At 61.6% G+C, this 23,213-nt stretch carries 26 protein-coding genes; 15 read left to right on the forward strand and 11 right to left on the reverse strand.

The features are described 5' to 3' along the window. Positions 1-2: 2 nt before the first annotated feature. From ACQKPC_RS03360 to ACQKPC_RS03395, 8 genes are read right to left on the reverse strand one after another with little or no spacing between them, the layout of a single operon-like run. Entirely contained in the window at positions 3-506 is a 504-nt protein-coding gene (locus tag ACQKPC_RS03360; RefSeq protein ID WP_427623105.1) for a nitrite reductase, read from the reverse strand. Beyond that, complete coding sequence (locus ACQKPC_RS03365; protein ID WP_427623106.1) at positions 481-924, reverse strand: Lrp/AsnC family transcriptional regulator; 444 nt, start codon at positions 922-924, stop codon at positions 481-483. Before ACQKPC_RS03365 ends, ACQKPC_RS03360 begins: the two co-directional genes overlap by 26 nt. Further along, the gene (locus tag ACQKPC_RS03370) at positions 917-1,432 is read right to left on the reverse strand and encodes an AsnC family protein (RefSeq protein ID WP_427623107.1); all 516 of its coding nucleotides are present in this window, start codon (positions 1,430-1,432) and stop codon (positions 917-919) included. Before ACQKPC_RS03370 ends, ACQKPC_RS03365 begins: the two co-directional genes overlap by 8 nt. Beyond that, the gene (locus tag ACQKPC_RS03375) at positions 1,429-1,887 is read right to left on the reverse strand and encodes an Lrp/AsnC family transcriptional regulator (RefSeq protein WP_427623108.1); all 459 of its coding nucleotides are present in this window, start codon (positions 1,885-1,887) and stop codon (positions 1,429-1,431) included. The genes ACQKPC_RS03370 and ACQKPC_RS03375 overlap by 4 nt, the downstream gene beginning before the upstream one ends. Position 1,888: 1 nt before the next feature. Beyond that, complete coding sequence (locus ACQKPC_RS03380) at positions 1,889-3,067, reverse strand: cytochrome D1 domain-containing protein (protein ID WP_427623109.1); 1,179 nt, start codon at positions 3,065-3,067, stop codon at positions 1,889-1,891. Further along, on the reverse strand, positions 3,064-3,390 hold the full coding sequence (locus tag ACQKPC_RS03385) for a c-type cytochrome (RefSeq protein ID WP_237885510.1): 327 nt from the start codon (positions 3,388-3,390) through the stop codon (positions 3,064-3,066). Before ACQKPC_RS03385 ends, ACQKPC_RS03380 begins: the two co-directional genes overlap by 4 nt. A gap of 16 nt (positions 3,391-3,406) precedes the next feature. Next, positions 3,407-3,721: a c-type cytochrome gene (locus tag ACQKPC_RS03390; protein WP_063340230.1), complete on the reverse strand. Its 315-nt coding sequence runs from the start codon at positions 3,719-3,721 to the stop codon at positions 3,407-3,409. Positions 3,722-3,745: 24 nt separating this feature from the next. Further along, complete coding sequence (locus tag ACQKPC_RS03395) at positions 3,746-5,437, reverse strand: cytochrome D1 domain-containing protein (protein ID WP_427623110.1); 1,692 nt, start codon at positions 5,435-5,437, stop codon at positions 3,746-3,748. A 199-nt stretch (positions 5,438-5,636) separates the two neighbouring features. Between ACQKPC_RS03395 and ACQKPC_RS03400 the strand changes: the two genes are divergently transcribed. The 6 genes from ACQKPC_RS03400 to ACQKPC_RS03425 all read left to right on the forward strand — a co-directional run bounded on the left by ACQKPC_RS03400 (position 5,637) and on the right by ACQKPC_RS03425 (position 11,325). Next, complete coding sequence (locus ACQKPC_RS03400; protein WP_038982739.1) at positions 5,637-6,428, forward strand: CbbQ/NirQ/NorQ/GpvN family protein; 792 nt, start codon at positions 5,637-5,639, stop codon at positions 6,426-6,428. Then, positions 6,412-6,999, forward strand: coding sequence for a cytochrome c oxidase subunit 3 (locus tag ACQKPC_RS03405; protein WP_427623111.1), 588 nt, complete (start codon positions 6,412-6,414; stop codon positions 6,997-6,999). Before ACQKPC_RS03400 ends, ACQKPC_RS03405 begins: the two co-directional genes overlap by 17 nt. An 11-nt stretch (positions 7,000-7,010) precedes the next feature. Then, a complete protein-coding gene (locus tag ACQKPC_RS03410; protein WP_427623112.1) occupies positions 7,011-7,268 on the forward strand; it encodes a cytochrome C oxidase subunit IV family protein in 258 nt (85 codons plus the stop codon). Positions 7,269-7,533: 265 nt separating this feature from the next. Beyond that, a complete protein-coding gene (locus ACQKPC_RS03415; protein WP_030130714.1) occupies positions 7,534-7,974 on the forward strand; it encodes a c-type cytochrome in 441 nt (146 codons plus the stop codon). 3 nt (positions 7,975-7,977) lie between these two features. Continuing rightward, positions 7,978-9,405, forward strand: a complete 1,428-nt coding sequence (locus ACQKPC_RS03420) for a cbb3-type cytochrome c oxidase subunit I (protein ID WP_008075044.1) — start codon at positions 7,978-7,980, stop codon at positions 9,403-9,405. A gap of 78 nt (positions 9,406-9,483) precedes the next feature. Then, complete coding sequence (locus ACQKPC_RS03425; protein ID WP_427623113.1) at positions 9,484-11,325, forward strand: nitric oxide reductase activation protein NorD; 1,842 nt, start codon at positions 9,484-9,486, stop codon at positions 11,323-11,325. A gap of 227 nt (positions 11,326-11,552) precedes the next feature. Here ACQKPC_RS03425 and ACQKPC_RS03430 read toward each other — a convergent pair whose 3' ends face one another. Further along, the gene (locus ACQKPC_RS03430; protein WP_427623216.1) at positions 11,553-11,744 is read right to left on the reverse strand and encodes a protein DnrP; all 192 of its coding nucleotides are present in this window, start codon (positions 11,742-11,744) and stop codon (positions 11,553-11,555) included. Between the two features lie 5 nt (positions 11,745-11,749). Continuing rightward, a complete protein-coding gene (locus ACQKPC_RS03435; RefSeq protein WP_008075049.1) occupies positions 11,750-12,433 on the reverse strand; it encodes a Crp/Fnr family transcriptional regulator in 684 nt (227 codons plus the stop codon). 614 nt (positions 12,434-13,047) lie between these two features. On the opposite strand from ACQKPC_RS03435, the gene ACQKPC_RS03440 reads away from it, so the two are divergent. Both ACQKPC_RS03440 and ACQKPC_RS03445 read left to right on the forward strand, forming a co-directional pair. After that, complete coding sequence (locus tag ACQKPC_RS03440; RefSeq protein WP_427623114.1) at positions 13,048-14,238, forward strand: NnrS family protein; 1,191 nt, start codon at positions 13,048-13,050, stop codon at positions 14,236-14,238. Positions 14,239-14,266: 28 nt separating this feature from the next. Continuing rightward, positions 14,267-14,704 carry a hypothetical protein gene (locus ACQKPC_RS03445; protein ID WP_427623115.1) on the forward strand — a complete coding sequence of 146 codons (438 nt, stop codon included), beginning with the start codon at positions 14,267-14,269 and terminating at the stop codon, positions 14,702-14,704. 75 nt (positions 14,705-14,779) lie between these two features. On the opposite strand, the gene ytfE is transcribed toward ACQKPC_RS03445, so the two are convergent. Further along, positions 14,780-15,454, reverse strand: a complete 675-nt coding sequence (gene ytfE / locus ACQKPC_RS03450) for an iron-sulfur cluster repair protein YtfE (RefSeq protein ID WP_008075057.1) — start codon at positions 15,452-15,454, stop codon at positions 14,780-14,782. A gap of 154 nt (positions 15,455-15,608) precedes the next feature. Between ytfE and norR the strand changes: the two genes are divergently transcribed. The 7 genes from norR to ubiT all read left to right on the forward strand — a co-directional run bounded on the left by norR (position 15,609) and on the right by ubiT (position 22,503). Continuing rightward, on the forward strand, positions 15,609-17,138 hold the full coding sequence (norR, locus tag ACQKPC_RS03455) for a nitric oxide reductase transcriptional regulator NorR (RefSeq protein WP_427623116.1): 1,530 nt from the start codon (positions 15,609-15,611) through the stop codon (positions 17,136-17,138). Positions 17,139-17,216: 78 nt separating this feature from the next. Further along, positions 17,217-17,864, forward strand: coding sequence for a pyridoxamine 5'-phosphate oxidase (gene pdxH, locus ACQKPC_RS03460; RefSeq protein ID WP_427623117.1), 648 nt, complete (start codon positions 17,217-17,219; stop codon positions 17,862-17,864). A 280-nt stretch (positions 17,865-18,144) separates the two neighbouring features. Next, positions 18,145-18,699, forward strand: a complete 555-nt coding sequence (gene moaB, locus ACQKPC_RS03465; protein WP_427623118.1) for a molybdenum cofactor biosynthesis protein B — start codon at positions 18,145-18,147, stop codon at positions 18,697-18,699. Further along, the gene (locus ACQKPC_RS03470; protein ID WP_427623119.1) at positions 18,696-19,931 is read left to right on the forward strand and encodes a molybdopterin molybdotransferase MoeA; all 1,236 of its coding nucleotides are present in this window, start codon (positions 18,696-18,698) and stop codon (positions 19,929-19,931) included. The genes moaB and ACQKPC_RS03470 overlap by 4 nt, the downstream gene beginning before the upstream one ends. A gap of 214 nt (positions 19,932-20,145) precedes the next feature. Then, positions 20,146-21,141: a ubiquinone anaerobic biosynthesis protein UbiU gene (ubiU, locus tag ACQKPC_RS03475; RefSeq protein ID WP_008075068.1), complete on the forward strand. Its 996-nt coding sequence runs from the start codon at positions 20,146-20,148 to the stop codon at positions 21,139-21,141. Between the two features lie 10 nt (positions 21,142-21,151). Then, positions 21,152-22,042 carry a U32 family peptidase gene (locus ACQKPC_RS03480; RefSeq protein ID WP_427623120.1) on the forward strand — a complete coding sequence of 297 codons (891 nt, stop codon included), beginning with the start codon at positions 21,152-21,154 and terminating at the stop codon, positions 22,040-22,042. Further along, positions 22,036-22,503, forward strand: a complete 468-nt coding sequence (ubiT, locus tag ACQKPC_RS03485; protein WP_427623121.1) for a ubiquinone anaerobic biosynthesis accessory factor UbiT — start codon at positions 22,036-22,038, stop codon at positions 22,501-22,503. The genes ACQKPC_RS03480 and ubiT overlap by 7 nt, the downstream gene beginning before the upstream one ends. Positions 22,504-23,213 lie beyond the last annotated feature (710 nt).

Raw genomic sequence — 23,213 nt, forward strand, 5'->3', positions numbered from 1 at the left:
GTTCAGCGTGGCACTGGCGATAGCCGCAAACCGGTTTTCTTCAGGATGCGGCTGCTCACCAGCATCTCGTCGGCGGCGCAGGCGTCGCCCAGCAAGTAGCGCAGGTGTTCGCGGTAGCTGTCGATTTCCTCGCGGCTGCGGCCGTGGACCATGGCGAACAGGTTGTAGCGCCACGCGGTTCGTCGCGGGCGCCGATAGCAGTGGCTGACGAAGGGCTGCGCACCGATCAGTGCGCCGAGGCGCGGCATGTCCGTGTCGCGCACATCCCAGACCGTCATGCCGTTGTAGCGATAACCCAGGCGATAGTGGTTGGGGACGGCGGCGATGCGCCGGATGGCGCCCTCGGCCTGCAAGCGCTTGAGCAAATCCAGGGTGGATTCGATGCTCAGCTCCAGCTGTTCGGCGAGCCAGGCCCACGGGTCGTCCAGCAGCGGCAGGCCGGCCTGGGTCAGCTCGATCAGATGCCGAGCCAGGGTGGCTTCAGACCGGGAAGTACAGACCGACATGGTACGTCTCCTCTTTGGGCAAGTTGAGCAGCGGCAGGCCGGTCAGGGTTTCGATGTGCTGCAGGGTCTCGGCGATACCTTGTTCGGTCGGGCAACCGAGCACAAACCACATGTTCCAGGCGTGTTCGCGTCGGTAGTTGTGCGCCACTTCAGGCAGGGCCTGCAGTTGCTCGGCGACGTCTTCGAAACGCTCCTCCGGCACCGCCAATGCGGCAAGGGTGAAGGCGCCGCCGAGGCGTTCGATGTCGAACATCGGGCCGAAGCGCGTGAGCATGCCGTCTTCCAGCAATTCATGGAGGCGGTCGAGCAGTTCGGTACTGCTGCTCTCCAGTTCGGTGGCCAGTGCCTGCCACGGGTGGCGCACCAGCGGCAGGCCCAGTTGCAGGCGGTTGATCAGCCGACGGTCGAGGTCATCCATGGGTGGGGGCTCCGGTTGGTGAGGGGGTAAAGCGTCCGCCGCACTGTTTGAACGCGTGAGTGCTGAACAGCAGTTGGTGGGGCAGGTCGCTCAGCAGGTGTTTTTCCAGTAACGCCTGGATCTGCGCTTCGACCCGCTCACGTTGGCGCCCATGAACCATGCAAAAGAGGTTGTAGCGCCACTGCGGCAGGCGCCGCGGCCGTTGGTAGCAGAGGGTTATGCCGTGCGCCCGGCCCAGGCGCTGGCCGACTTCGTCGATCAGCGCGTCCGGAACATCCAGTACCAGCATGGCGTTGGCGGTAAAACCCAGCGCGCGATGGTTGAGCACCAGGCCGACCCGGCGAAACAGCCCTTGCTCGTGCCACTGGTGCATTTGCGCGAGTACCTGGTTTTCGTCGGCGTCTATCCGTTCGGCGAGGGCCAGGTAGGGGCGCGATACCAGCGGCAATCCGCCTTCCAGATGCCGACGCAGCGCCAGTGCCTGTTTGGGATTCAACCCCGGCTTCATGAGCTTTCTCCCAGGGCAAAACCGAGGTCGATGCGGTAAGCGGTCAACATCGGCAGATCCAGCGGCATGAGGCCGGTGTCTTTCTCAAGTTGTTCGAGAACGCGTTCGATGTGTTGGCGATCAGGACCGGTCAGCACAAACCACAGGTTGTAGAAATGCTCCCGCGCGTAGTTATGGTTGACCTCGGGATACTGGCTGACGTGCTCGGCGACCTGTTGCAAGCGTTCGGCGGGCACGGCGAGGGCGGCGAGGGTGCTGGCCCCGGCGCGGCTGTGTTCGAACACCGGGCCGATCCGTGAGAGGGTGCCGGCCTGATCCATTTCTTCCAGGCAAGTCATCACCTGGGCCACGCGACAACCGAGAATCCGCGCCATCTCCTTGTAAGGCTCCGCGCACAGCGGCATGCCGTGCTGGAAGCGGTCGATCAGTTGGCGGCTGAGCAGGTCGAGGTTCATTTCAATAGCCCATTTTTTGCGCGCGACTGCTGAAGAAGATGCCGCTCGGCGCGGTGGCGGGAAGGGTGTTCAGCTGCTTCAGGCTGTACGGGTCCCAGACCTGAACCTGATCGCCATCGCGTAACGACAGCCACAGCTGATCGCCGCGGGCGGTGAATTCCATGTGCAGCACCGCTGGCCCTGGCCGCAGATCGGCGACCACGGCATGGGTTTCGCTGTCGATGACCTGTACCCGATCGTTGTCCGGGTAGGCGAAATTGACCCACAGCTGCCGACCGTCCGGGCGCGACGTGACGAACACCGGTTGGCCAGCCACCGGGATGGCAGCGGTTTGCTTCCACGTGCGCGAATCCATCACCAGCACCTGGTGACGGCCGACGGCGGGCACGAAGGCCTGGTGATCGGCGACGGCCCAGCCCTCCAGATGCGGCATTTTGTAGACGGGCAATTTCGCCTGGCCGCGTCCGTAATCACCGAGCACTCGCTGTACACCGCGCTCGGGGTGCCAGAGGTCGAGTTGCGCCATGCCGTCTTCGCCGAACAGTCCCGCCATGTAATAGCGACCATCCGGGGTCACCAACGCGTCGTAGGGTTGCTGGCCGATGTCGGTGAAACGGCTGATTTGCGGCGTGTTGCCCTGACTGAAATCGGCGGTCCAGATCTCGCCGGTATCGAACAGGCTGAATACAAAACGCTGACCGGGCGCATCGACCAGGCCGACCACCCGTGAGCGCTTGCTGCCATCGGCCAGGGGCGTGGCCGGAATATCGGCCACCAGTTGCAGGGTTTCGGCATCGAAGACCTTGACCCCGCCGGGCACGTAGTTGGACACGGCGATGAGTTTGCCGTCCTGACTGATCGCGCCGCCGATGCTGTTGCCGCCCTGTATCACCCGTTGATCGATGCGTTGGGTCAGCAGGTCGATCTTGCTCAGCCCGCCGTCGCGGCCGAACACATAGGCATAACGCTGGTCGCGGGAAAACACCACCGAGGCATGGGACAGATCGCCCAAACCCTCGAGTCGGACCAGTGCCGTGCGGGTGTCGCTTTCGATGATTTGCACGCTGCCGGTGGCGCGCTCCACCACCACGCCCAGATCGCCGGTACCGCGCAAGGGTGACTGAGCGCAGGCGGACAACAACAGCCCGGTCGCCGCTAAAAGCAGGGTTGATCGGATCATGGTGCGGGATATCCCTGGAGAAGAAGATCGACCAGCCAACGGATGTCATCCGGGCTGAGCAGCGGGGCCCAACCGGGCATCGCGGTGCCGGGCCGGCCTTGGCTGACGGTGGCTATCAGGCTGTCCCTGGACTTGCCCGCCAGCGTCGCGCGGGTCAGGTCGGGACCCAGCCCGCCGGTCATGTGCAGTCCGTGGCAGGCGCCGCAGTCCTGGGCCAGCAGGTGTTCGAGTTGTGCCTGACGCTTGGCGTCGGGCGCGGCAACCGCAGTTGCGCAAATGAGGAGGAGGGCCGCCAGAATCGCAGCGTGTCGATAAACCTTCATGACGCCCTCCAGTTGGCTATTTGAGACTCAGGACCCAGGTTGCAAGTGTCTTCGCTTCTTCATCCGTCACCGGGTTGGCTGGCATTGGCATCGGGCCCCAGTTGCCTTGCGTGCCGTTCTTGATGTGGCTGGCCAGGGTGTCCACGGCCCCGGCCACGCCCGCGTTCTTGGCCGCGACATCCTTGAGCGCCGGGCCAACCAGCTTGGTGTCGATGGAATGGCAAGCGGCGCAGGGTTTGCTCTTGAACAACTCCTGGCCGTCTTGGGCCATGGCCGGCTGCACGCTCAGCGCAGCGGTCAGGGCGAACAGTGAAAACAGAGTATTTTTCATGGGGATTCCTTGCATTGATGGAGCTCAATAGATGTCGTGTTGGGTGTTGTAGACGTTGAATTTTCCGGTGGGGGTGATCAGTCGCTTGTCCTTTATGACTGATTTGAGCTTCAGCGTTTTGTCGTCGATCACTACCAGCGCCGATTCCTCCGACTGACCGCTCCACACGGAGAACCAGACTTCATCGCCGGCCTTGTTGTATTCCGGCTGTACCACCCGCATGGCGCCTTGCTTGATGCCGGCGTACTCGGCGATGGGCAGCACGGTGTAGCCGGCGTCGAGTTTGTCGATGTTGAACACCGCTACCGACTGGCTCAGCTTGGCGTCGGGGTTGAGGGTGGTGTCGACATACAGATGACGGGAATCAGGGTGGGTTTTGATAAACAGCGATCCGCCGCCCTGGCCCTTGAGTGAGGCGACCTGTTTCCAGGCGAATTGCGGGTGTTTGACCGGGTCGGTACCGATCAGGGAAATGCCGTCATCACCGAGGTGGCTGGTGGCCCAGACTGGCCCATAAGTCGGATGGTTGAAGTTGGCGCCGCGCCCCGGGTGAGGGGTTTTGCCGACCTCCACCAAAGCTGCCAACTTGCGATCTTTGGAGTCGATCACGGCGACTTTGTTGGAGTTGTTGGCGGCGGTCATGAAGTAGCGGTGGGTGCTGTCCCAACCGCCGTCATGCAGGAAGGGCGCGGCATCGATGTAGGTGATGGTGAGGTTTTTGATGTCCTGGTAATTGACCAGCATGACCTTGCCGGTTTCCTTGACGTTGACGATGAACTCCGGCCATTCGTGGGAGGCGATAATCGCCGCGACCCGAGGTTCTGGGTGATATTCCTGCTTGTCGACGGTCATGCCACGGGTCGAGACGATCTGTTTGGGCTCCAGGGTTTCGCCATCCATGATGGTGAATTGCGGCGGCCAATAGGAGCCAGCGATGGTGTACTTGTCTTCGTAGCCCTTGAACTTGGAGGTCTCCACCGAGCGCGCCTCGATGCCCACTTTGACTTCGGCGACCTTGGTCGGCTCCACCGGCCACAGGTCGATCATGTCGATCCGCGCGTCTCGACCAATCACTAGCAGGTAGCGACCGGAGGCGGAGATCCGCGAGATGTGTACCGCGTAACCGGTCTCGATCAGCTTGACGATTTTCTTGCTGTCACCGTCGATCAGGGCAATCTTGCCGTCATCGCGCAAGGTCACCGAAAACAGGTTCGGCAGGTTGAGTTTGCTCAGTTGCTTCTTCGGACGGTCCTCAGGCTTGACCAGCACTTTCCAGGTTTTCAGCGTCTCGGCCATGCCCCATTCAGGTGGCGTCGGCGGCGTGTGCTGAATGAACTTGGCCATTGACGTGATCTGATCCTTGGTCAGCGCATTGGACGTCCCCCAGTTCGGCATGCCCGCCGGTGAACCGTAGGTAATCAACGCCTCCAGAAACGGTTGCCCGCGGGACTGGGTGATGTCCGGTGTCAGTGGTTTGCCGGTGGCGCCTTTGCGCAGAACACCGTGGCAGCCGGCGCAACGCTGGAAGTAAATTTCCTTGGAAGAGTCGAACTCGGCCTGACTCATGTCGGGCGCTCCGGCGGATTTGACCATCAGCGGGCTGGCCGCAGCGGCAGCGGGCTCGTCGGCCCGGGCCGCATGAGTCACCGCAAGGGCCAGCGCCGAACACAATGTGGCGACAGTCAGAGCAAACGTTTTTCTATTGCTGATCAGCATTCCATTTCTCCTCAGGCAAGACCTTTGCGATGTGCTGAAACGGCAGCGCAGAACGCAGGTTCTTAGTGCCGTGCAAGGCTATGCCCGAGCAGGCCAATGCTCGCTTGACCGCGATCAAGTTTGCTGGCCATGTCACTTGCCAGGTTGTCGCAGGGGCCCGTAGCGTGTGGCTTGAATCCGCTTTTGTAACAGGCAGCCCATGGACCGAATCCAGTCTTGCGAACCCTTCTATCAACCGCTCAATAATGAGGAGGCGCTGTTCGAGCAAGCCTGGCGACACGGCATGCCGGTGCTGATCAAAGGCCCGACGGGATGCGGCAAGACCCGCTTCGTCCAGCACATGGCCCATCGGCTGAAACTGCCGCTGTACACCGTGGCTTGCCATGATGATTTGAGCGCCGCCGACCTGATCGGCCGTCATTTGATCGGTGCCCAGGGCACTTGGTGGCAGGACGGGCCACTGACCCGCGCGGTGCGTGAAGGTGGTATTTGTTACCTGGACGAAGTGGTCGAGGCGCGCCAGGACACCGTGGTCGTACTGCATCCGCTGGCCGATGATCGTCGCGAGCTGTTCCTGGAGCGCACCGGTGAAGTGCTGCAGGCGCCGCCATCATTCATGCTGGTGGTGTCGTACAACCCCGGCTACCAGAACCTGCTCAAAGGCATGAAGCCCAGCACCCGACAACGCTTCGTGGCGATGCGTTTCGGCTATCCGCCGGTGGCCGACGAAGAGCGCATTGTCGCCCGGGAAGCGCAGGTGGACAGCGCGCTGGCGGCGCAAGTGGTCAGGCTGGGGCAGGCCCTGCGAAGGCTGGATCAACATGACCTGGAGGAAGTCGCCTCGACGCGGCTGCTGATCTTCACCGCGCGAATGATCCGCTCCGGCATGAGCCCGCGTGAGGCGTGCATGGCCTGCCTGGCCGAGCCGCTGAGCGATGATCCGCTGACGGTTGCGGCGCTGATGGACGTGGTTGATGTCCACTTCGGCTGAGGCCAGACGCGTTGCGCCGGGGCACTTGCCGGGCGATCTGGCGATGTGGTTTTTCATTCTGGCCGAGCTGTCGGTGTTCGCCATTCTGATTCTGGTGTTCGCCGTGACCCAGGCACTCAAGCCGCAGCTGTTCGGTGAAAGCCGTCTGTTGCTCAACACCTCTACCGGCCTGGCGATGACCCTGAGCCTGCTCACCGCGGGGCTGTTCGCCGCGCTGGCTCAAGAGCAAATCAAGCGCTCCCGGTCTCGCTACGGCGCTGTCTACCTGCTAGCGGCCTTGCTCGCCGCCAGTGTCTACGTGGTGTTGAAACTCACGGAATACCGACACTTGCTGGCCTCGGGGCTGGGCATGGAGCACAACACGTTTTTCACCCTCTACTGGATCCTCACCGGTTTTCATTTTCTCCATGTACTGCTCGGCATGGTCATTCTCGGATGGCTGGCCGAGCGCTGTCGTCGTGGCCTGTACAACGCCGCCAACCGCAGCGGGCTTGAATCGGGTGTGCTGTATTGGCACATGGTCGATCTGATCTGGGTGGTGCTGTTTCCGCTGGTCTACGTTCTGAATTGACGGAGGTTCTGATGTCGGCTTCCAGGTTTTTGCTGGTTTGCTGGGCAGCGCTGGCCACGTTAAGCGTGTGCACGGTGGTGCTGGCACAGATGGGCGCGACGCGGCTGCTGTCGGTGGCCATTTTGCTGGTGGCGGTTGGCAAGGCCTGGTTGATTGCCGATGGCTTTATGGAAATGCGCCATGCCCCGCGATTGTGGCGGCGGTTGATGGTGAGCTGGGGGGTGGTGTTGGCCGCCGTTGTAGGGCTGACGCTAGTGTTGGTCGACTAGCCAACCTGTGGCGAGGGGGCTTGCCCCCGTTGGGCTGCGCAGCAGCCCAAAAACCCGCAATCACATTTCATCAGGCATACCGCATTCATAGATTTTGCGACTGCTGCGCAGCCGAACGGGGGCAAGCCCCCTCGCCACAGGGTCAGGCGTTCGGCTTCATGGTGCCAATACCCGACCCAAACCATCTGCCTTTCTTGATCGCCATCAAGCAGGTTTCAACCCTTCGCTTTCTATCATGGGCACGCCAAGCAAAGAGGAAGCGACCATGTCAGAGACCTTCACCAAAGGCATGGCCAGGAATATCTACTTCGGGGGAAGCATCTTCTTCTTCCTGATATTCCTGGCCTTGACCTATCACACGGAACAGACCTTTCCAGTGCGCAGCAATGAAGCGCAGTTAACCGAATCAGTGATCCGCGGCAAGACGGTCTGGGAGCAAAACAACTGCATCGGCTGCCACACGCTGTTGGGCGAGGGCGCCTACTTTGCGCCTGAGCTGGGCAACGTGTTCCAGCGGCGCGGCGGGGAGGCGGGCTTCAAACCCTTTCTACATGCCTGGATGAAAATGCAGCCGCTGGGCGTACCGGGCCGGCGAGCGATGCCGCAGTTCAAGTTGAGTGAGCAAGAGGTGGATGACATCGCCGAGTTCCTCAAATGGAGCTCGAACATCAACACCAATGGCTGGCCGCCAAACAAGGAGGGCTAAGAGATGAGCATTGCTAATCCGCATCTGAAATTCGCCTCGCAAGCCGTGGCCAAACCGTACTTCGTGTTCGCCCTGATGCTGTTTCTCGGTCAGGTGCTGTTCGGTTTGATCATGGGTGTGCAATACGTGGTGGGGGACTTTCTGTTCCCGATCATTCCCTTCAACGTGGCGCGGATGGTGCACACCAACCTGCTGATCGTCTGGCTGCTGTTCGGCTTCATGGGCGCTGCCTACTACCTGATTCCGGAAGAGGCCGACCGCGAACTGCACAGTCCGAAGTTGGCGATCATTCTGTTCTGGGTATTCGCCGCCGCGGGCGTGCTGACGATCCTCGGCTATCTGCTGGTGCCTTATGCGGGCCTGGCCAAACTGACCCACAACGAGTTGCTGCCAACCATGGGCCGGGAGTTCCTGGAGCAGCCGACCATCACCAAGATGGGCATTGTGGTGGTGTGCCTGGGCTTTCTCTACAACATCGGCATGACCCTGCTCAAAGGGCGCAAGACCACCGTCAGCATGGTGATGATGACCGGGCTGATCGGCCTTGCGGTGTTCTTCCTGTTCTCCTTCTACAACCCAGGCAACCTGGCCCGCGACAAGTTCTACTGGTGGTGGGTGGTGCATCTTTGGGTGGAAGGCGTGTGGGAACTGATCATGGGTTCGATGCTCGCTTTTGTCCTGATCAAGATCACCGGTGTCGACCGGGAAGTCGTGGAGAAATGGCTGTACGTAATCATCGCGATGGCGCTGATTACCGGGATCATCGGCACCGGTCACCACTTCTTCTGGATCGGTGCGCCTGAGGTCTGGTTGTGGGTCGGCTCGATCTTCTCGGCACTCGAACCGCTACCGTTCCTGGCCATGGTGATCTTCGCCTTCAGCATGGTGAAGAATCGTCGCCGGCAACACCCGAACCGCGCCGCCACACTGTGGGCCAAGGGCACCACGGTCACCGCGTTCTTCGGTGCGGGCGTCTGGGGTTTTCTGCACACCCTGGCACCGGTCAACTTCTACACCCACGGTTCGCAACTGACGGCGGCTCACGGTCACCTGGCCTTCTACGGTGCTTACGCGATGATCGTGATGACCTTGATCAGCTACGCCATGCCGCGTTTGCGCGGGCTGGGTGAAGCCGCTGACGAGCGTTCGCAGACCTTGGAAATCTGGGGCTTCTGGTTGATGACCCTGTCGATGGTGATGATCACGCTGTTCCTCACCGCTGCCGGTGTCGTCCAGGTATACCTGCAACGCTGGCAGGCCGACGGGATTGCGTTGCCATTCATGGCCACGGTCGAACATCTGCAAGTGCTGTTCTGGGCCCGCCTGGGTGCCGGTCTCGGCTTCTTCGCCGGGTTGCTCTGTTATCTGCTCAGCTTCAAGCAACGGAGCCGCGCCGCCTTGCGCGCCCCGGCTGCGGTCGTACCTTCATGAACGAGTGCAATGGCTAGAAAAGGTCGGCCCGGCTGATACAGCGGGCCGTTTTTTTGGTTTCCAGCAAGGGCAAGCATCATGGCGTTTACCGTCGAACTGGAAGAGTGGGTAGGCAGTGTCTGGCATCGCTTCATCACCCGGCGTGCCAGCCCGGACTTCCCTGAAGCACGGGTTGAACTGGCCAGCCAGCAACGCCCGCTGGCGCTGTTGTTTCGCGCCATGGGCGGTGCCAATGGCATCGGTGTGGAAGCGGCCAGCGACCGCGATCTGCTGCTGCGGCGCAACGTGTTGCAGCAGATCGCCGGCACCTGCAAACAAGTGCCGTTGGCGTGGTGTGACGCGAGTAATTTGCGGCTGCCATCGAGCCTGGCGGTGTTTCCTGAAGTCGCACTGAACGAGGAACTCTATCGGTGGCTCGCGTTGCTGGCGGCACAAGCCGGGCATATGCGTCACTGGGGTCGGGACAATCAACGCTGGACGCAACAGCTGTTGCGGCGCTATCCCGCGTTGCGTATCCGGTATAAACGACTGGTCGATGCCCATCTGCAATTGCGCCCCGATCCGGCCTCGTTGAACGCCAGCGAAGCGGCACTGGAACGGGCGCTATGCCAGGCGCTGCGCGAACCTGGCAGTGTTGAGCATTTCCCTCGCAGCGAACGGGCCGCATGGCCGCTGCCGCTGTGGTTGTACCCGCCACAAAACCTCGCCAGCCCGCAGGCTGCCGATCTGGACGATGAATCCGAAGAGTCTTTGACCACGCCGCCCGGCGAACAGAAAAGCGGGCGTAAACGCGCGACGCGGATCGATGAAAACACCCGCGATAGCGGGCTGTTGGTGGTGCGTCTGGAGAACCTGTTCAGCTGGACCGAGCACGTGGACCTGGATCGCTGGTCGGACGACAGCGAAGACCCGGACGCCGCCCGAGTCGCCGACGACCTGGATGAATTGACGCTATCTCGCACCCGTCTGCGCAAGGGCGGCGGACTCAAGCTGCACCTGGATTTGCCACCGGCCGATGTCGACGATATTCCCCTCGGCGAGGGCATCAAACTGCCGGAGTGGGATTACCGCAAACAGCAGATGCAGGACAGCTTCGTCAATCTGCAAATGATGGTGCCCCGCGACTGTGAGGCGCAGCCATTACCGCCACGGCTGAAGGCATCGGCGCACCGTCTGCGCCGCCAGTTCGAGCACCTGCGCAACGACCGCCAATGGTTACGCCAGCAACCTCAAGGGTCTGAACTGGACATGCAGGCCTGGCTGGATTTTCACGTCGAACGCGAGCATGGCCAGTGTGCCGAACGCGGTCTGTTCATGGAGCAACGGCAGACCCGCCGCGACCTGGCGTGCCTGTTGCTGGCCGACGTGTCGATGTCCACCGACGCCCACCTTAACGATGAGCACCGCGTCATCGACGTCATCCGCGACAGCCTGCTGCTGTTCGGCGAAACCTTGTCGGTGCTGGGCGATGATTTCGCCCTGTACGGGTTTTCCTCGCTGCGCCGTCAGCAAGTGCGCATGCAGGAACTCAAGGCGTTCACCCAGCGTTATGACGACACCACCCGAGGTCGCATTCAAGGTCTCAAGCCGGGGTATTACACGCGCATGGGCGCTGCCATTCGCCAAGCCACGCAACTATTGGGCACGAGCAAGCGGCGCAGCAAACTGTTGCTGCTGCTCACGGATGGCAAACCGAATGATCTGGATCTGTATGAAGGGCGCTACGGTGTTGAAGACACCCGCGAGGCGGTGCTGGAGGCGCGGCGTCAGGGGCTGACGCCGTTCTGTATCACGATCGATCGCGAGGCCGGGGATTACCTGCCGTACATGTTCGGCGCCAATGGCTACACCTTGATCCGCCAGCCCGAACAGTTACCGTTGCGCTTGCCGCAGTTGTATCGTCAGCTGACTCAGCCTTGAGCGACACGGTCCATGTAGCACTGCCGAGCCTGCGAAGCGCAGACCCTGTGGCGAGGGGGCTTGCCCCCGTTCGGCTGCGAAGCAGTCGTAAAAACAGCCAGTGTGTTTTATCTGGCACAACATGATTACCGGGTTAGGGCCGCTTCGCGACCCAACGGGGGCAAGCCCCCTCGCCACAGGGGCTGTGCTTCGCAGGCGCGAGATGTGTGGATAATTGCGGTGTGGCTTCAGGAAATGCTGCGTGGCAGCCAGAAAAACATCGTCACGCAGAAGATCGTCAGGCCAACGCAGAACCACATGAATCGGCGCTGCCGACGTTCTCCGGCGCGTTCAGCCAGTGCCGGCAGGGGCATGCCGCATTGGCGGCACTCGGTTTGTTGTGCGGGGTTGGTGTGTTGGCAATACAGGCAGACGGGCATGGCACTCACTCGAACTGTTCCAGGCGCAAGCGATCAAGAATGGCGATCTGGCGGCCGTCCTGAGTGATGATGTTTTCATCGATCAAGCGGCGAATGATCCGCGAAAAGGTTTCCGGCTGGATCGACAGATGCCCGGCAATCAGCTGCTTGGCCATCGGTAGCTCGAATTGGCTGTCAACGGTTTGCTGGCGCACCAGTTGCGTCAGCAAATAACGCACGACCCGGTGGGTGGCGTTTTTCAGTGACAGGGTTTCGATTTCGTTGACCCGTTGATGCAAGCGAACGCAGAGCTTGCCCAGCAGCGCAAAGGTCAGCCGACTATTGCTCTGCAGCAGGCGCATGTAGGTGCTGTTGGATAACCGGTAGAGCTGGGTGGGGCAGATCGCTTCGGCCGAGGCCACATAGTTCGGGGTGTCCATCAGCATCATCGCCTCGGCGAAGGTTTGCCGATCGCTGATGACCTCGAACACTTTCTCCTGCCCATCGGGTGTCAGTCGGTAGATTTTCACCGCGCCGGCAATGATGAAGTAGAACGAATCGGCCGGCTCACCCTGACGGAACAACGGCTCGCCCTTGTCGATGCTCAGCAAATGGCTGGTACTCATCAATTCATCCAGCTGTTCTTCGTTCAACGGCTCGAACAAGTGATGACTGCGCAGAATCTGGTGATGGACGCGATGAAGCACCATAAGAATTCATCCTGAAGATTGAGAGGGGGATCAGGTCAGACGAGACCTAGAGAAACGCCGCTGGCCAAGGCCAGTATTGAGGTCAACACAACAAACCAGGCCAGTGGCTGGATGACTTTTTTCATGACGACTCCGGTAATCGAAAGGGATCCAGGATTTCTAAAAGGTTGCCCATGCAGAGCAAGACGCGGGCCAGGCTTGGAGGGCCTTGTTTATGGGGGTTCTCAAGCATGAGGGTAAAAAAGACTATGCTGTATAGGGTTTAAATAACCCTTAAATGGTCATTTTTACCCTGATGACCGATCACCTTTGTGGCGAGGGGGCTTGCCCCCGTTCGGCTGCGCAGCAGTCGTAAACCGGCTGATGGGGTCTATCTGACACGTCGGGGATGCTGGTTTCAGGAGCGCTTCGCACTCCAACGGGGGCAAGCCCCCTCGCCACAGGGCCACCATTCTCCCAGTCCAGGCAGGTTCGAATGAGCATCGGGGCACGTCCCTTGCACACTTGATCTGTGACAAAGGCAATGAATCGCTAATACCCGATGATTGGCCCTGGATTTACCTCGGCGCGTACGGGTTGGCGCCAGGTCAGCAAACAGGTAGAGGAGTGGCTTTATGCAAGTGCTTGACCGCCGTAAAGCGATGGCCATCGCGCCGCTGTTACGGCTGGCCTTTCGGCCGTTTTTCCTCGCCGGCTGCCTGTTGGCGGTGCTGGCCATTCCGCTGTGGCTGGCGGCTTTTAGTGGTTCGATGTCCGACTGGCAGCCGGCAGGCGGTTGGCTGGGCTGGCATCGGCATGAATTGTTGTTCGGGTTCGGCTTGGCGATTATCGCGGGCTTTTTGCTGACGGCCGTGCAGACCTGGACCGGTCGCCCCGGCCTCAGCGGCAAGCCGTTGGCCGCTCTGGCGTTGCTGTGGTTATTGGCGCGAGTGGCCTGGCTGGCCAACGTGTCGTGGCCGTTGCTCGCGGTGCTGGAAATGGCGTTCCCGTTGGCGGTGGCGGCGCTCATGGGCTTCACCTTGTGGAAGGTGCGGCAGAAACGTAACTACCCGATTGTGGTGGTTCTGCTGTTGTTGGCCGTGGCCGACGGGTTGTCCCTGTACGGTTTGGTCGAGGGACATGAAGGCTGGCAGCGCCAGGGTGTGCTGACCGGCATTTGGCTGGTGGCGGCGATGATGGGGTTGATCGGCGGGCGGGTGATTCCGTTCTTCACCCAGCGTGGCCTTGGTCGGGTGGAAGGCGTTGCCGCCTGGCCCTGGCTGGATCGACTGCTGTTGGTAGGTTCGCCGCTGGTGGCGTTGTTATATGCCGCAGGACCTGCGCTCAACCCCAATGTCTGGGTGGGCCTGCTGTTCGCGGTGCTGGCGGCGGGACATCTGGTGCGCCTGGTGCGTTGGCATGACCGGGCACTCTGGCACGTACCGTTGCTGTGGTCGCTGCACCTGGCTTATGGCTGGTTGGCGGTGGCTTGTCTCGGGATGGCGCTGTGGCATTTCGGCGCGCCGATTAACCCGAGTCTGGCGGTGCATTGCCTGACCATCGGGGCCATGGGCGGCCTGGTGCTGGCGATGATCGCGCGGGTCAGCCTTGGGCATACCGGCCGTGCGCTGGAGCCGCCGTCGGGGATGACCCTGGCGTTCATCTTGCTCAATCTGGCGTGCCTGAGCCGGGTCGTGTTGATCGAGTTCTTTCCCTTGCCGGCATTGTGGTTGGCTGGTCTGTGCTGGGCGCTGGCGTTTGCGCTGTACGCCTGGCGCTATGGGCCGATGCTGCTGCGGGCCCGGGTGGACGGTCATCCGGGATGAGCACGCGAACTGACAGAGGCTGGCGCTGATGTATCCCTTTTTACTGGTCACGCATTTGCTGGCAGCGATTGCCTTCATCGGCACGCTGTTTTTCGAGGTGGTCATATGGCATCGCGCGCGCCAGCAGTTGGCGGACGTATCGCAAGTGGCGGCAGATCAGGCGATTGCCGTGCGTTCGCGCAAGGTACTGCATGGCGTGGTGTTGCTGTTGTATGGCGCCGGCATCGGCCTGGCGTGGCAGTACCGGGGCGCATTGGGTCAGCCGCTGGCCAGCAGTTTTGGCCTGTTGCTGAGCCTCAAGATCCTGCTGGCCCTGAGCATCATCGGCCATTACTTGCTGCTGGCCTATTGGCTGACCCATGCGCGCCTGACAGCGACTCGCGCCAGCTGGATTCGCCGCAGCATCCTCGGGCACATGGTGTTGATCGTGATCCTGGCCAAGGCGATGTTCTATTGGCACGGTTGATCACAAGCAGTCCAGGATAAACAAAACCCGCGTCAACCGATGGGCTGACGCGGGTTGGGTGTGACTGGCGATCGATCAATGACGAGGGTTCAGGGCATTGATGAACAGCACGTTGTTTTCCAGATGGATGTGTTGCATCAGGTCGTCTTTGAATTCCAGCAGCCCGCGATAGAGGGCGCGCCAGGTGTTACAGGCATCGGCAGGCGGGATGATGTGATTGGTCAGGGCGAGCATTTTTTCCAGTGCTTCACCATGTTGATCATGTTCGAAACGCAGCACCTGGATCGGCGGAGCCGCTTGAGCACCGATGCCTTGTTGCAGCATCGGGAACAGCACCTGTTCTTCCTTGAGCATGTGGCCTTCGAGTTCTTGCTGCATGTCGGTCAGAAGATCGGCCAGGCCGTTGGGGCAGCTGCTGCGCGCACCATGGACCTGCTCGACGCGGCGGGCCAGGCGGATCAGTTCCGGCAGTTGCTCGCGGTGGCGGGCGTGGTAGCGCGCCAGAAGGTGGGCGATCAACAGTTCCAAAGGTTCGTTACGCCAGTCGTGCTGGGTTTCGCCGGCGTCTTGCAGAATGTTCAGGGCGTCGGCAATGAGGACCGGATCGAGGTTTTTGCCAAGGGCCGCTTCACGCAGGCTTTTATGCCCGCCGCAACAGAAGTCCAGTTTGAAGGTATGGAAGATCCGGGTGGCACCGGGAATGTCGCAGGCCAGTTGGCCGAGGCTTTGTTCCAATAGGGTCTGGCTCATCAGGGTTCCTTGTTTGGGTTTCAACGGTTCCCCAGGCTCATTGCATCCGGCATGCCATATTTAAACGATTGAAAAACATGGATTTGTTTTTAGTTGTGGTGATAGACACCCTGACGCTTTAGGGTGAATCCAACCATAGAGGGTGATTACTACCATGCTGCGAGAAAGCCTGGCAGCCGACCTGATCGTCGAGTTGCCCAATGCCGTGCGGTTGCAACGACTGGTCCAGACCCTGCGCGAATACTTCAACAGTGGCGCCGTGGGCTTGTTGCGTCTGGATGACGACAGCCTCAGGCCGGTGGCGACGGTGGGGCTGGTTCATGAAGCGTTGGGGCGCCGGTTCGTCATCGCCCAGCATCCCCGGCTGGCGGCAATCATGGCGTCGCGCGAGCCGACCTGGTTCGAACCCGACAGTCGCCTGCCAGACCCCTATGACGGCTTGCTCGACAACCACGTCGGCGAACCGCTGCCGGTGCATGACTGCATGGGCGTGAGCCTGTATGTCGAGGGGCGGATCTGGGGCGCGATCACCCTCGATGCGCTGCATGCCGGGACCTTCGACAGCCGGGCGCGGGAAGAGCTCAAGCGCTGCACTTTGCAGATCGAAGCCGCTGTGCGGGTCACCCGGCTCGAGCAGGAAAACCGCAGCTTGCGCCTGTCCCGCAGCGATCCCCAGGATTTGCGAATGCCGGTCGAGGAGGGCGAGATCCTTGGGCAGAGTGAGGTGTTGCATCAGTTGCTCAATGAGCTGGATGTGCTGGCCGACTCCGATCTGCCGGTATTGCTGTTGGGCGAGACTGGCGTTGGCAAAGAGCTGTTCGCCCGGCGTTTGCATCGTCTTTCAAGGCGCCACCACAAACCGCTGATACACGTTAACTGCGCCGCGTTGCCGGAGTCTCTGGCAGAGAGTGAGTTGTTCGGGCATGTCAAAGGCGCTTTTTCCGGCGCCACCAGTGACCGTGCCGGACGCTTCGATGCCGCCAACGGTGGCACGCTGTTTCTCGATGAAGTCGGGGAGTTGCCCTTGAGCGTGCAAGCGAAGTTATTGCGCACCCTGCAGAACGGCGAGATCCAGCGCCTCGGTGCCGACAAGCCGCTGCACGTCGATGTGCGCATCATCGCTGCCACCAACCGGCACCTGCCGGACAGCATCCGCGACGGCTTGTTTCGCGCCGATCTGTATCACCGGCTCTCGGTGTACCCGGTGCCGATTCCGCCCCTGCGCGAGCGCGGTAACGATGTGTTGATGCTGGCCGGGCATTTCCTTGAGCTCAATCGGGCGCGGCTCGGCCTGCGTGGTTTGCGCCTGTCACCGGCGGCCGAACGCGCGCTGCTGCTTTATACCTGGCCGGGCAATGTGCGCGAACTGGAACACGTGATCAGTCGGGCCGCGTTGAAGCAGCTCAGTCGCGGTACGAGCCGCGCGTTGATCATGACGCTGGAGCCTGAAATTCTCGATCTCGACAGCGCGATGGCGGCATCGGGGACGGTGGTCGAGCCATCCCCGGACGTTACGGCTGATCTGCCGTTCCAGCCCTTGGGCGAAGCCGTCGACGATTACCAGCGCAAGAAAATCCTCCAGGCCCTGAGCCTGTCCGGGGAAAACTGGGCCAGCGCCGCGAGGATTCTGGAGGTCGACCCCAGCAACCTGCACAAACTGGCACGGCGTCTGCGTCTCAAGTAGGCGACAGTGTTGATGGCGGTCAAGGTGGCTTTGCGCAGTGCCTCGCACACTGCGTAAAACCTTCCGGAGATCACCGTCATGCCGCTTTCCCTGGCTCAGATGCGCCGTAACTACACCCTTAATGGCCTGCAAGATGAGGCTGCGCTGGACGATCCGCTGACGATGTTCCGGCAGTGGTTGCAACAGGCCCGCGACACCGAGTGCGCACCTGTCGAGGCCAATAGCATGGTGCTGGCGACGGTCGACCCTGAAGGGCGGCCGCACTGTCGGGTTCTGTTGCTCAAGGGCTTGAGCGATGAGGGTTTTACTTTTTTCGGTAATTACCAGAGTGACAAAGGTCAGCAACTGGCCGCCAATCCCTATGCCGCGATGACGTTTTTCTGGCCGGGGCTGGAGCGTCAGGTGCGAATCGAAGGGCAGGTGTCCAGACTCGACCCAGCATTGTCGGATGCGTACTTCGATTCCCGTTCCATGGCCAGTCGCCTGGGGGCCTGGGCTTCACCGCAAAGCCGTCCGCTGGCCAGTCGTGCAGCGCTGGAATCCATGCTGGCTGAAACCATCAAACGCTTCGTTGGCCAGACTGTATCGCGCCCCGAGCATTGGGGCGGCTACTGCCTGCACCCTGAGCGTCTGGAGTTCTGGCAGGGGCGGGCCGACCGCTTGCATGATCGTGTCGACTATCGTTTGCGCGATGGTGCATGGCAACGCAATCGCTTGGCGCCTTGAGCCCCATTGCGCAGGACCTGTAGCGATGGAGGACAGTGTGGGAGCGGGCTTGTGTGGCGAGGGGGCTTGCCCCCGTTGGGCCGCGCAGCGGACCCAAGACCTGCGAGCGCTGCGCACTCGAACGGGGGCAAGCCCCCTCGCCACAAGCCCGCTCCCACAGGTTTTGTGCCCGGCACATTTTTTCTATGTCCCCGACGAGGTACCTCCTTGGAGGAATAGGCTCGCTCACCATTCCGGTTCAGGCTTCGGGCCATACCCTCATCTACGGGAAGACCTGGATATGGCCCATCTGGCGCAACGCATTTTTGACCCCCTGAACATCGCCGTGCTGACCATCAGCGATACGCGCACCTTTGACACCGACACTTCGGGGCAGACCCTGACGGATTTGCTGCAAACAGCCGGGCATGTGTTGATCGATCGCGATCTGGTCAAGGACGACATTTATCAGATCCGCGCCACCGTTTCCCGGTGGATCGCCGACCCCACGGTGCAAGTGGTTTTGATGACCGGCGGCACCGGTTTCACCGCTCGCGACAACACACCGCAAGCAGTCTTGCCATTGCTGGACAAGCATGTGGAAGGCTTCGGCGAACTGTTCCGCCAGGTGTCTCTGGAGGAAATCGGCATGTCCAGCCTGCAGTCCCGGGCACTGGCCGGCATGAGTAACGGCGTGCTGGTGTGCTGCGTTCCAGGCTCGCCGGGTGCCTGCCGGACGGCCTGGAACAAGATCCTGCTCGAACAACTGGACAGTCGCACCGGCCCGTGCAATTTCGCCCCGCATCTGAAACCGCAAGCTCAACGGGTCATCGGCGCCTGCGAGACGCGCACATGACTGGCCGGGTGTGCGACATCGGCAACCTGATTCCGGTGGACGAGGCCATCAGCCGCCTGCTGGACCAGGCACCGCCGCCGCCCCCGGCGCAAATGGTGCGTCTGGATCAAGCCATGGGGCGGGTGCTGGCGGCGGACATTCATTCCCCGGTGAACCTGCCGGCCTGGGACAACAGTGCCATGGACGGCTATGCCCTCAGGGCGGCTGACTTGCCCCAGGCGGGTGGCTGTTTATCGATTGGCGGGCGCATTGCGGCGGGGGATCAAGCAAGTTCACCCTTGCTCACGCAGCACGCAGTGCAGATCTTTACCGGCGCGCCATTGCCACCGGGTGCCGATACCGTGGTGCCGCAAGAGCGCTGTCGGGTCGAGGGCGAGCGCGTCTGGTTCCCGCCTGTATCCGTTGGCGACCATGTGCGCAAGGAGGGTGAGGAAGTTCGCCGCGGACATCTGTTGCTCAAGGCCGGTAAACGCCTGCGCGCCCAAGAACTGGGGTTGCTGGCTGGCGCTGGTATCGCGCGGGTCGAGGTCTATCGGCCGTTGCAGGTGTGCCTGCTCAGCAGCGGTAATGAACTGCGTGAGCCGGGCGATCCCTTGGCGCCGGGGCAGATTTACAACAGCAACCGGTATTGCCTTGCCGCGTTATTGCGCGGCTGGGGCGTCGAGGTACACGACTATGGCGTCATGGTCGATGAGTTGGCGGCCAGCCGGCATGCCTTGAGCCTGGCGTCTTCGGAATGCGACTTGCTGTTGAGTTCCGGTGGCGTGTCGGTGGGCGAGGAAGATCACCTCAAACAGGCGATCGAGGAACTGGGCAACGTGGATTTCTGGCGGCTGGCCATTCAGCCGGGCAAGCCACTGGCTTTTGGTGAAGTGGCCGGTAAACCGTGGATCGGCATGCCGGGAAATCCTTCGGCGGCGCTGATTACCGCGTTGGTGGTAGTGCGTCCGTTCCTGCTCAGGGCCCAAGGCGTGACTGATGTACTGCCGGTGCCGTTGGCCGTGCCAGCCGGGTTCGACTGGTTGCAGCGTAACAAGCGTCGGCAGTACCTGCGGGCCAGATTGACGCCCGGCGCCGACGGCCAGTTGAGCGTGGAACTGCACCCTCAGCAAAGCTCGGCCATGTTGACCGCCGCGTGCTGGGCCGATGGGCTGGCGGTGATCGAGTGCGAGCAGCAAGTGCTCAAGCACGACAACGTGATGTTCCTGTCCTTCGCCGACCTGATGCATTGATGGCAATTGATTGCCGTCAAGGCCGTGCCTGCCGGTCTCGCTAGACTGTGTGGCGAGGGAGCTTGCTCCCGCTGGGTCGCGAAGCGGCCCTGTTATTTAGGCCTGCTGCGCAGTCCAGCGTCGGAACGCCGCCCGGAGCAAGCTCGCTCGCCACAAGCGCTTTCCAACCATGACTGATTAGGCCCCGGACTGCGTTTTTTCATGAGGATTACCCATGCAACTGGTCTGCCCGGCAGGGAATCTGCCTGCGCTTAAAGCGGCGGTGCGCCAAGGCGCCGATGCCGTCTATGTCGGCTTTCGTGATGACACCAACGCCCGGCATTTCGCGGGGCTGAACATGGACGACAAGCAGTTCGACGCCGCGGTCGCCCACATCCGCCAGCATCAACGCAAACTCTACGTCGCGGTCAACACATACCCGCAGCCCAAGGGCTGGGAGCGCTGGCAGCGAGCGGTGGATCGTGCCGCCGATTTCGGCGTCGATGCGCTGATCGCCGCCGACCCCGGAGTGCTCAACTACGCCAGTCAGCGTCACCCGACACTGGCGTTGCACCTGTCGGTCCAGGGCTCGGCGACCCATGCCGCGGCGCTGGAGTTTTATGCGCAGCGCTACGGCATTCGCCGCGCGGTGCTGCCGCGGGTGTTGTCGTTGGCGCAAGTACGCCAGGTCGCTGCCAGCAGTCCGGTACCCATCGAAGTGTTTGGCTTCGGCAGCTTGTGCATCATGGCCGAAGGGCGTTGCCATCTGTCTTCCTACATTACCGGCGAGTCGCCGAACCTGTGCGGTGTCTGCTCGCCAGCCAAGGCGGTGCGCTGGAGCGAGGACGCCGAAGGCTTGAGCGCACGCCTCAGCGAAGTGCTGATTGATCGCTACACCCCTGACGAACCGGCCGGTTACCCGACCTTGTGCAAGGGCCGTTTCCTGGTCGGCGGCAAACGCTTTCATGCGCTGGAGGAGCCCACCAGCCTCGACACCCTGGACTTGCTGCCGGAACTGACGGCCATCGGCGTCGAAGCGGTAAAAATCGAGGGCCGCCAACGCAGCCCGGCCTATGTCGAACAAGTCACCCGTGTCTGGCGCGCAGCACTGGACGCCCATCGTGGCGCTCCGGGCAGTTTTCGGGTCAAGGAGGAATGGCGTCAGGTGCTGGCCGGTTTGTCCGAAGGCAGCCAGACCACCCTGGGTGCTTATCATCGATCATGGCAATGAGGGATTCGACATGAAACTCAGCCTGGGACCGGTCCTGTTTTATTGGGACAAGGAACAACTCAGCAACTTTTACGCCGAGATGTCGGCCTTGCCCCTGGATGTGATTTACCTGGGGGAAACCGTGTGTTCGAAACGCCGGGCCTTTTCGCTGGATCAATGGCTGGGGCTGGGCCGTGAGTTGCAGGAATGCAGTCAGGCGCAGTTGGTGCTTTCCAGCCTGACGCTGATCGAAGCGGCGTCCGAACTCTCCAGCCTGCGCCGGTTGTGCGACAACGGCCAATTGCTGGTGGAAGCCAACGACATGGGCGCGGTGCAGTTTTTGGCCGAACGCAAGTTGCCGTTCGTGGGCGGCCCGGCCCTCAATCTGTACAACGGTCACTCATTGGCGCAATTACTCGACAGCGGCATGACCCGCTGGGTGCCGCCCGTGGAATGTTCGGCGGCGCTGATTGGTGATGTGATCGGGCAGGTGCGCGAACTGGGCCGTGCAGTGCCGGAAGTTGAAATCTTCGCCTATGGGCATTTGCCATTGGCCTATTCCGCCCGCTGCTTTACGGCCCGAGCGGAAAACCGGCCCAAGGACGACTGCCAGTTTTGTTGCATCAACTACCCCGACGGCCTGGCGCTGACCAGTCAGGAAGGGCAGGCGCTGTTCACCATCAACGGTATTCAGACAATGTCGGCCGAGGTGACCAATCTGCTGGCCAATTACTCCGGGCTGGTGGCCTGCGGTGCCGATCTGTTGCGCTTGAGTCCTCGCGCTCAGGGCATGGCCGAGGTGATCGCGGCCTATCAGCGGGTTCGTCTGGGTGAGACTCCGCCGTTGTTCGTCGAAGGGTGCAATGGTTACTGGCACGGCCAGGCCGGCATGCTGCGCGTCGAGGAGGTCGGCCTGTGTTGAGTCGAAAAAAGTGGCTGTTGAAAGGTGCCGACCGGTTGTTGCCGCTGGTGCGCCGGGTGCCTTTTGCCGTGCAGCGTCTGGCGTTGCAGCAGGCGCTGAATCGCTGCCTCGCCGGGCCGGTGCGTGATGGCGAGTTTGAAGTTTTACGTGGGCGTTGGTTGTGCTTGCGGATTCCGGATTTGGGCTTGTCCTGGTATCTGACGCTCAGTGGTAAAGGGTTGCGGATTGCCGAGCAGGCCGTGGCGCATGTGACGATCAGTGGCAACTGGCGGGAGTTTTTACTGTTGGCGAGTCGTCAGGAAGATCCGGATACGCTGTTTTTTCGTCGGCGTTTGGTGATTGAGGGTGATACGGAGTTGGGCCTGGCGTTGAAGAATCTGATCGACAGTCTGGATCCTGATGTGTTGCCTGTTTGGGTGTGGCGCAATCTGGAGCGGGCGGGGAAGGGGTTGGCGGCCTGATAGTCGATCTGTTTTTCGGTCGGAGTACATATCCATTTCTGCGGTAACGGCGGCTTAGGGTTCCGCCCTTACGGCGGGTCACTTTGGAAAAGCGCCAAAGTAACCAAAACGCTTTTGCCCCTGACGTACGGTGCCTCGCCTAGGCTCGGCATGCCCTCGCTCCGGTCCTGCTCCGTGGGCCCGCCGCCATCGGCCATCCATGGCCGGGGGCGGCTACCGCGGCATCCTTGCCGCGGTGCCCACTGCGCAGAACCTGCGCTCGGCCTTCCGACGGGGCAGATCAAGATCAAGATCAAAAGCCAAAGCCAAAGCCAAAGCCAAAGCCAAAGCCAAAGCAAAGCCAAAGCAAAGCCAAAGCAAAGCCAAAGAAGCCGTTCCCACACTGATCGTTCCCACGCTCTGCGTGGGAATGCCGCCGGGGACGCTCCGCGTCCCGCTGTCGACGCAAGGCGTAAGTCCTGCGCACTGGTGACGCGGAGCGTCACGGGATGCATTCCCACGCGGAGCGTGGGAACGATCAATCAACACGCGCAGGCGTAGAGGAAGCAGGCCGGCCGGTAGGCCGCCTCGCTTTTGCGGTACTCGCCCCCTCGAGAGGCCGAGCGGAGGTTCTGCGCAGTGGGCAACCCGGCATGGATGCCGGGTTAGCCGCGCACGGCCATGGATGGCCGATCGCGGCGGGCCCACGGAGCAGGACCGGAGCGAGGGCA

The sequence above is a fragment of the Pseudomonas sp. NPDC089918 genome (assembly GCF_050280605.1).
GTDB lineage: Bacteria > Pseudomonadota > Gammaproteobacteria > Pseudomonadales > Pseudomonadaceae > Aquipseudomonas.

Excerpts from the sequence above, each read along its gene's own strand:
- ACQKPC_RS03360 (WP_427623105.1), bottom strand. The coding sequence starts at position 506 with ATGTCGGTCTGTACTTCCCGGTCTGAAGCCACCCTGGCTCGGCATCTG.
- ACQKPC_RS03365 (WP_427623106.1), bottom strand. The coding sequence starts at position 924 with ATGGATGACCTCGACCGTCGGCTGATCAACCGCCTGCAACTGGGCCTG.
- ACQKPC_RS03370 (WP_427623107.1), bottom strand. The coding sequence starts at position 1,432 with ATGAAGCCGGGGTTGAATCCCAAACAGGCACTGGCGCTGCGTCGGCAT.
- ACQKPC_RS03375 (WP_427623108.1), bottom strand. The coding sequence starts at position 1,887 with ATGAACCTCGACCTGCTCAGCCGCCAACTGATCGACCGCTTCCAGCAC.
- ACQKPC_RS03380 (WP_427623109.1), bottom strand. The coding sequence starts at position 3,067 with ATGATCCGATCAACCCTGCTTTTAGCGGCGACCGGGCTGTTGTTGTCC.
- ACQKPC_RS03385 (WP_237885510.1), bottom strand. The coding sequence starts at position 3,390 with ATGAAGGTTTATCGACACGCTGCGATTCTGGCGGCCCTCCTCCTCATT.
- ACQKPC_RS03390 (WP_063340230.1), bottom strand. The coding sequence starts at position 3,721 with ATGAAAAATACTCTGTTTTCACTGTTCGCCCTGACCGCTGCGCTGAGC.
- ACQKPC_RS03395 (WP_427623110.1), bottom strand. The coding sequence starts at position 5,437 with ATGCTGATCAGCAATAGAAAAACGTTTGCTCTGACTGTCGCCACATTG.
- ACQKPC_RS03400 (WP_038982739.1), top strand. The coding sequence starts at position 5,637 with ATGGACCGAATCCAGTCTTGCGAACCCTTCTATCAACCGCTCAATAAT.
- ACQKPC_RS03405 (WP_427623111.1), top strand. The coding sequence starts at position 6,412 with ATGTCCACTTCGGCTGAGGCCAGACGCGTTGCGCCGGGGCACTTGCCG.
- ACQKPC_RS03410 (WP_427623112.1), top strand. The coding sequence starts at position 7,011 with ATGTCGGCTTCCAGGTTTTTGCTGGTTTGCTGGGCAGCGCTGGCCACG.
- ACQKPC_RS03415 (WP_030130714.1), top strand. The coding sequence starts at position 7,534 with ATGTCAGAGACCTTCACCAAAGGCATGGCCAGGAATATCTACTTCGGG.
- ACQKPC_RS03420 (WP_008075044.1), top strand. The coding sequence starts at position 7,978 with ATGAGCATTGCTAATCCGCATCTGAAATTCGCCTCGCAAGCCGTGGCC.
- ACQKPC_RS03425 (WP_427623113.1), top strand. The coding sequence starts at position 9,484 with ATGGCGTTTACCGTCGAACTGGAAGAGTGGGTAGGCAGTGTCTGGCAT.
- ACQKPC_RS03430 (WP_427623216.1), bottom strand. The coding sequence starts at position 11,744 with ATGCCCGTCTGCCTGTATTGCCAACACACCAACCCCGCACAACAAACC.
- ACQKPC_RS03435 (WP_008075049.1), bottom strand. The coding sequence starts at position 12,433 with ATGGTGCTTCATCGCGTCCATCACCAGATTCTGCGCAGTCATCACTTG.
- ACQKPC_RS03440 (WP_427623114.1), top strand. The coding sequence starts at position 13,048 with ATGCAAGTGCTTGACCGCCGTAAAGCGATGGCCATCGCGCCGCTGTTA.
- ACQKPC_RS03445 (WP_427623115.1), top strand. The coding sequence starts at position 14,267 with ATGTATCCCTTTTTACTGGTCACGCATTTGCTGGCAGCGATTGCCTTC.
- ytfE (WP_008075057.1), bottom strand. The coding sequence starts at position 15,454 with ATGAGCCAGACCCTATTGGAACAAAGCCTCGGCCAACTGGCCTGCGAC.
- norR (WP_427623116.1), top strand. The coding sequence starts at position 15,609 with ATGCTGCGAGAAAGCCTGGCAGCCGACCTGATCGTCGAGTTGCCCAAT.
- pdxH (WP_427623117.1), top strand. The coding sequence starts at position 17,217 with ATGCCGCTTTCCCTGGCTCAGATGCGCCGTAACTACACCCTTAATGGC.
- moaB (WP_427623118.1), top strand. The coding sequence starts at position 18,145 with ATGGCCCATCTGGCGCAACGCATTTTTGACCCCCTGAACATCGCCGTG.
- ACQKPC_RS03470 (WP_427623119.1), top strand. The coding sequence starts at position 18,696 with ATGACTGGCCGGGTGTGCGACATCGGCAACCTGATTCCGGTGGACGAG.
- ubiU (WP_008075068.1), top strand. The coding sequence starts at position 20,146 with ATGCAACTGGTCTGCCCGGCAGGGAATCTGCCTGCGCTTAAAGCGGCG.
- ACQKPC_RS03480 (WP_427623120.1), top strand. The coding sequence starts at position 21,152 with ATGAAACTCAGCCTGGGACCGGTCCTGTTTTATTGGGACAAGGAACAA.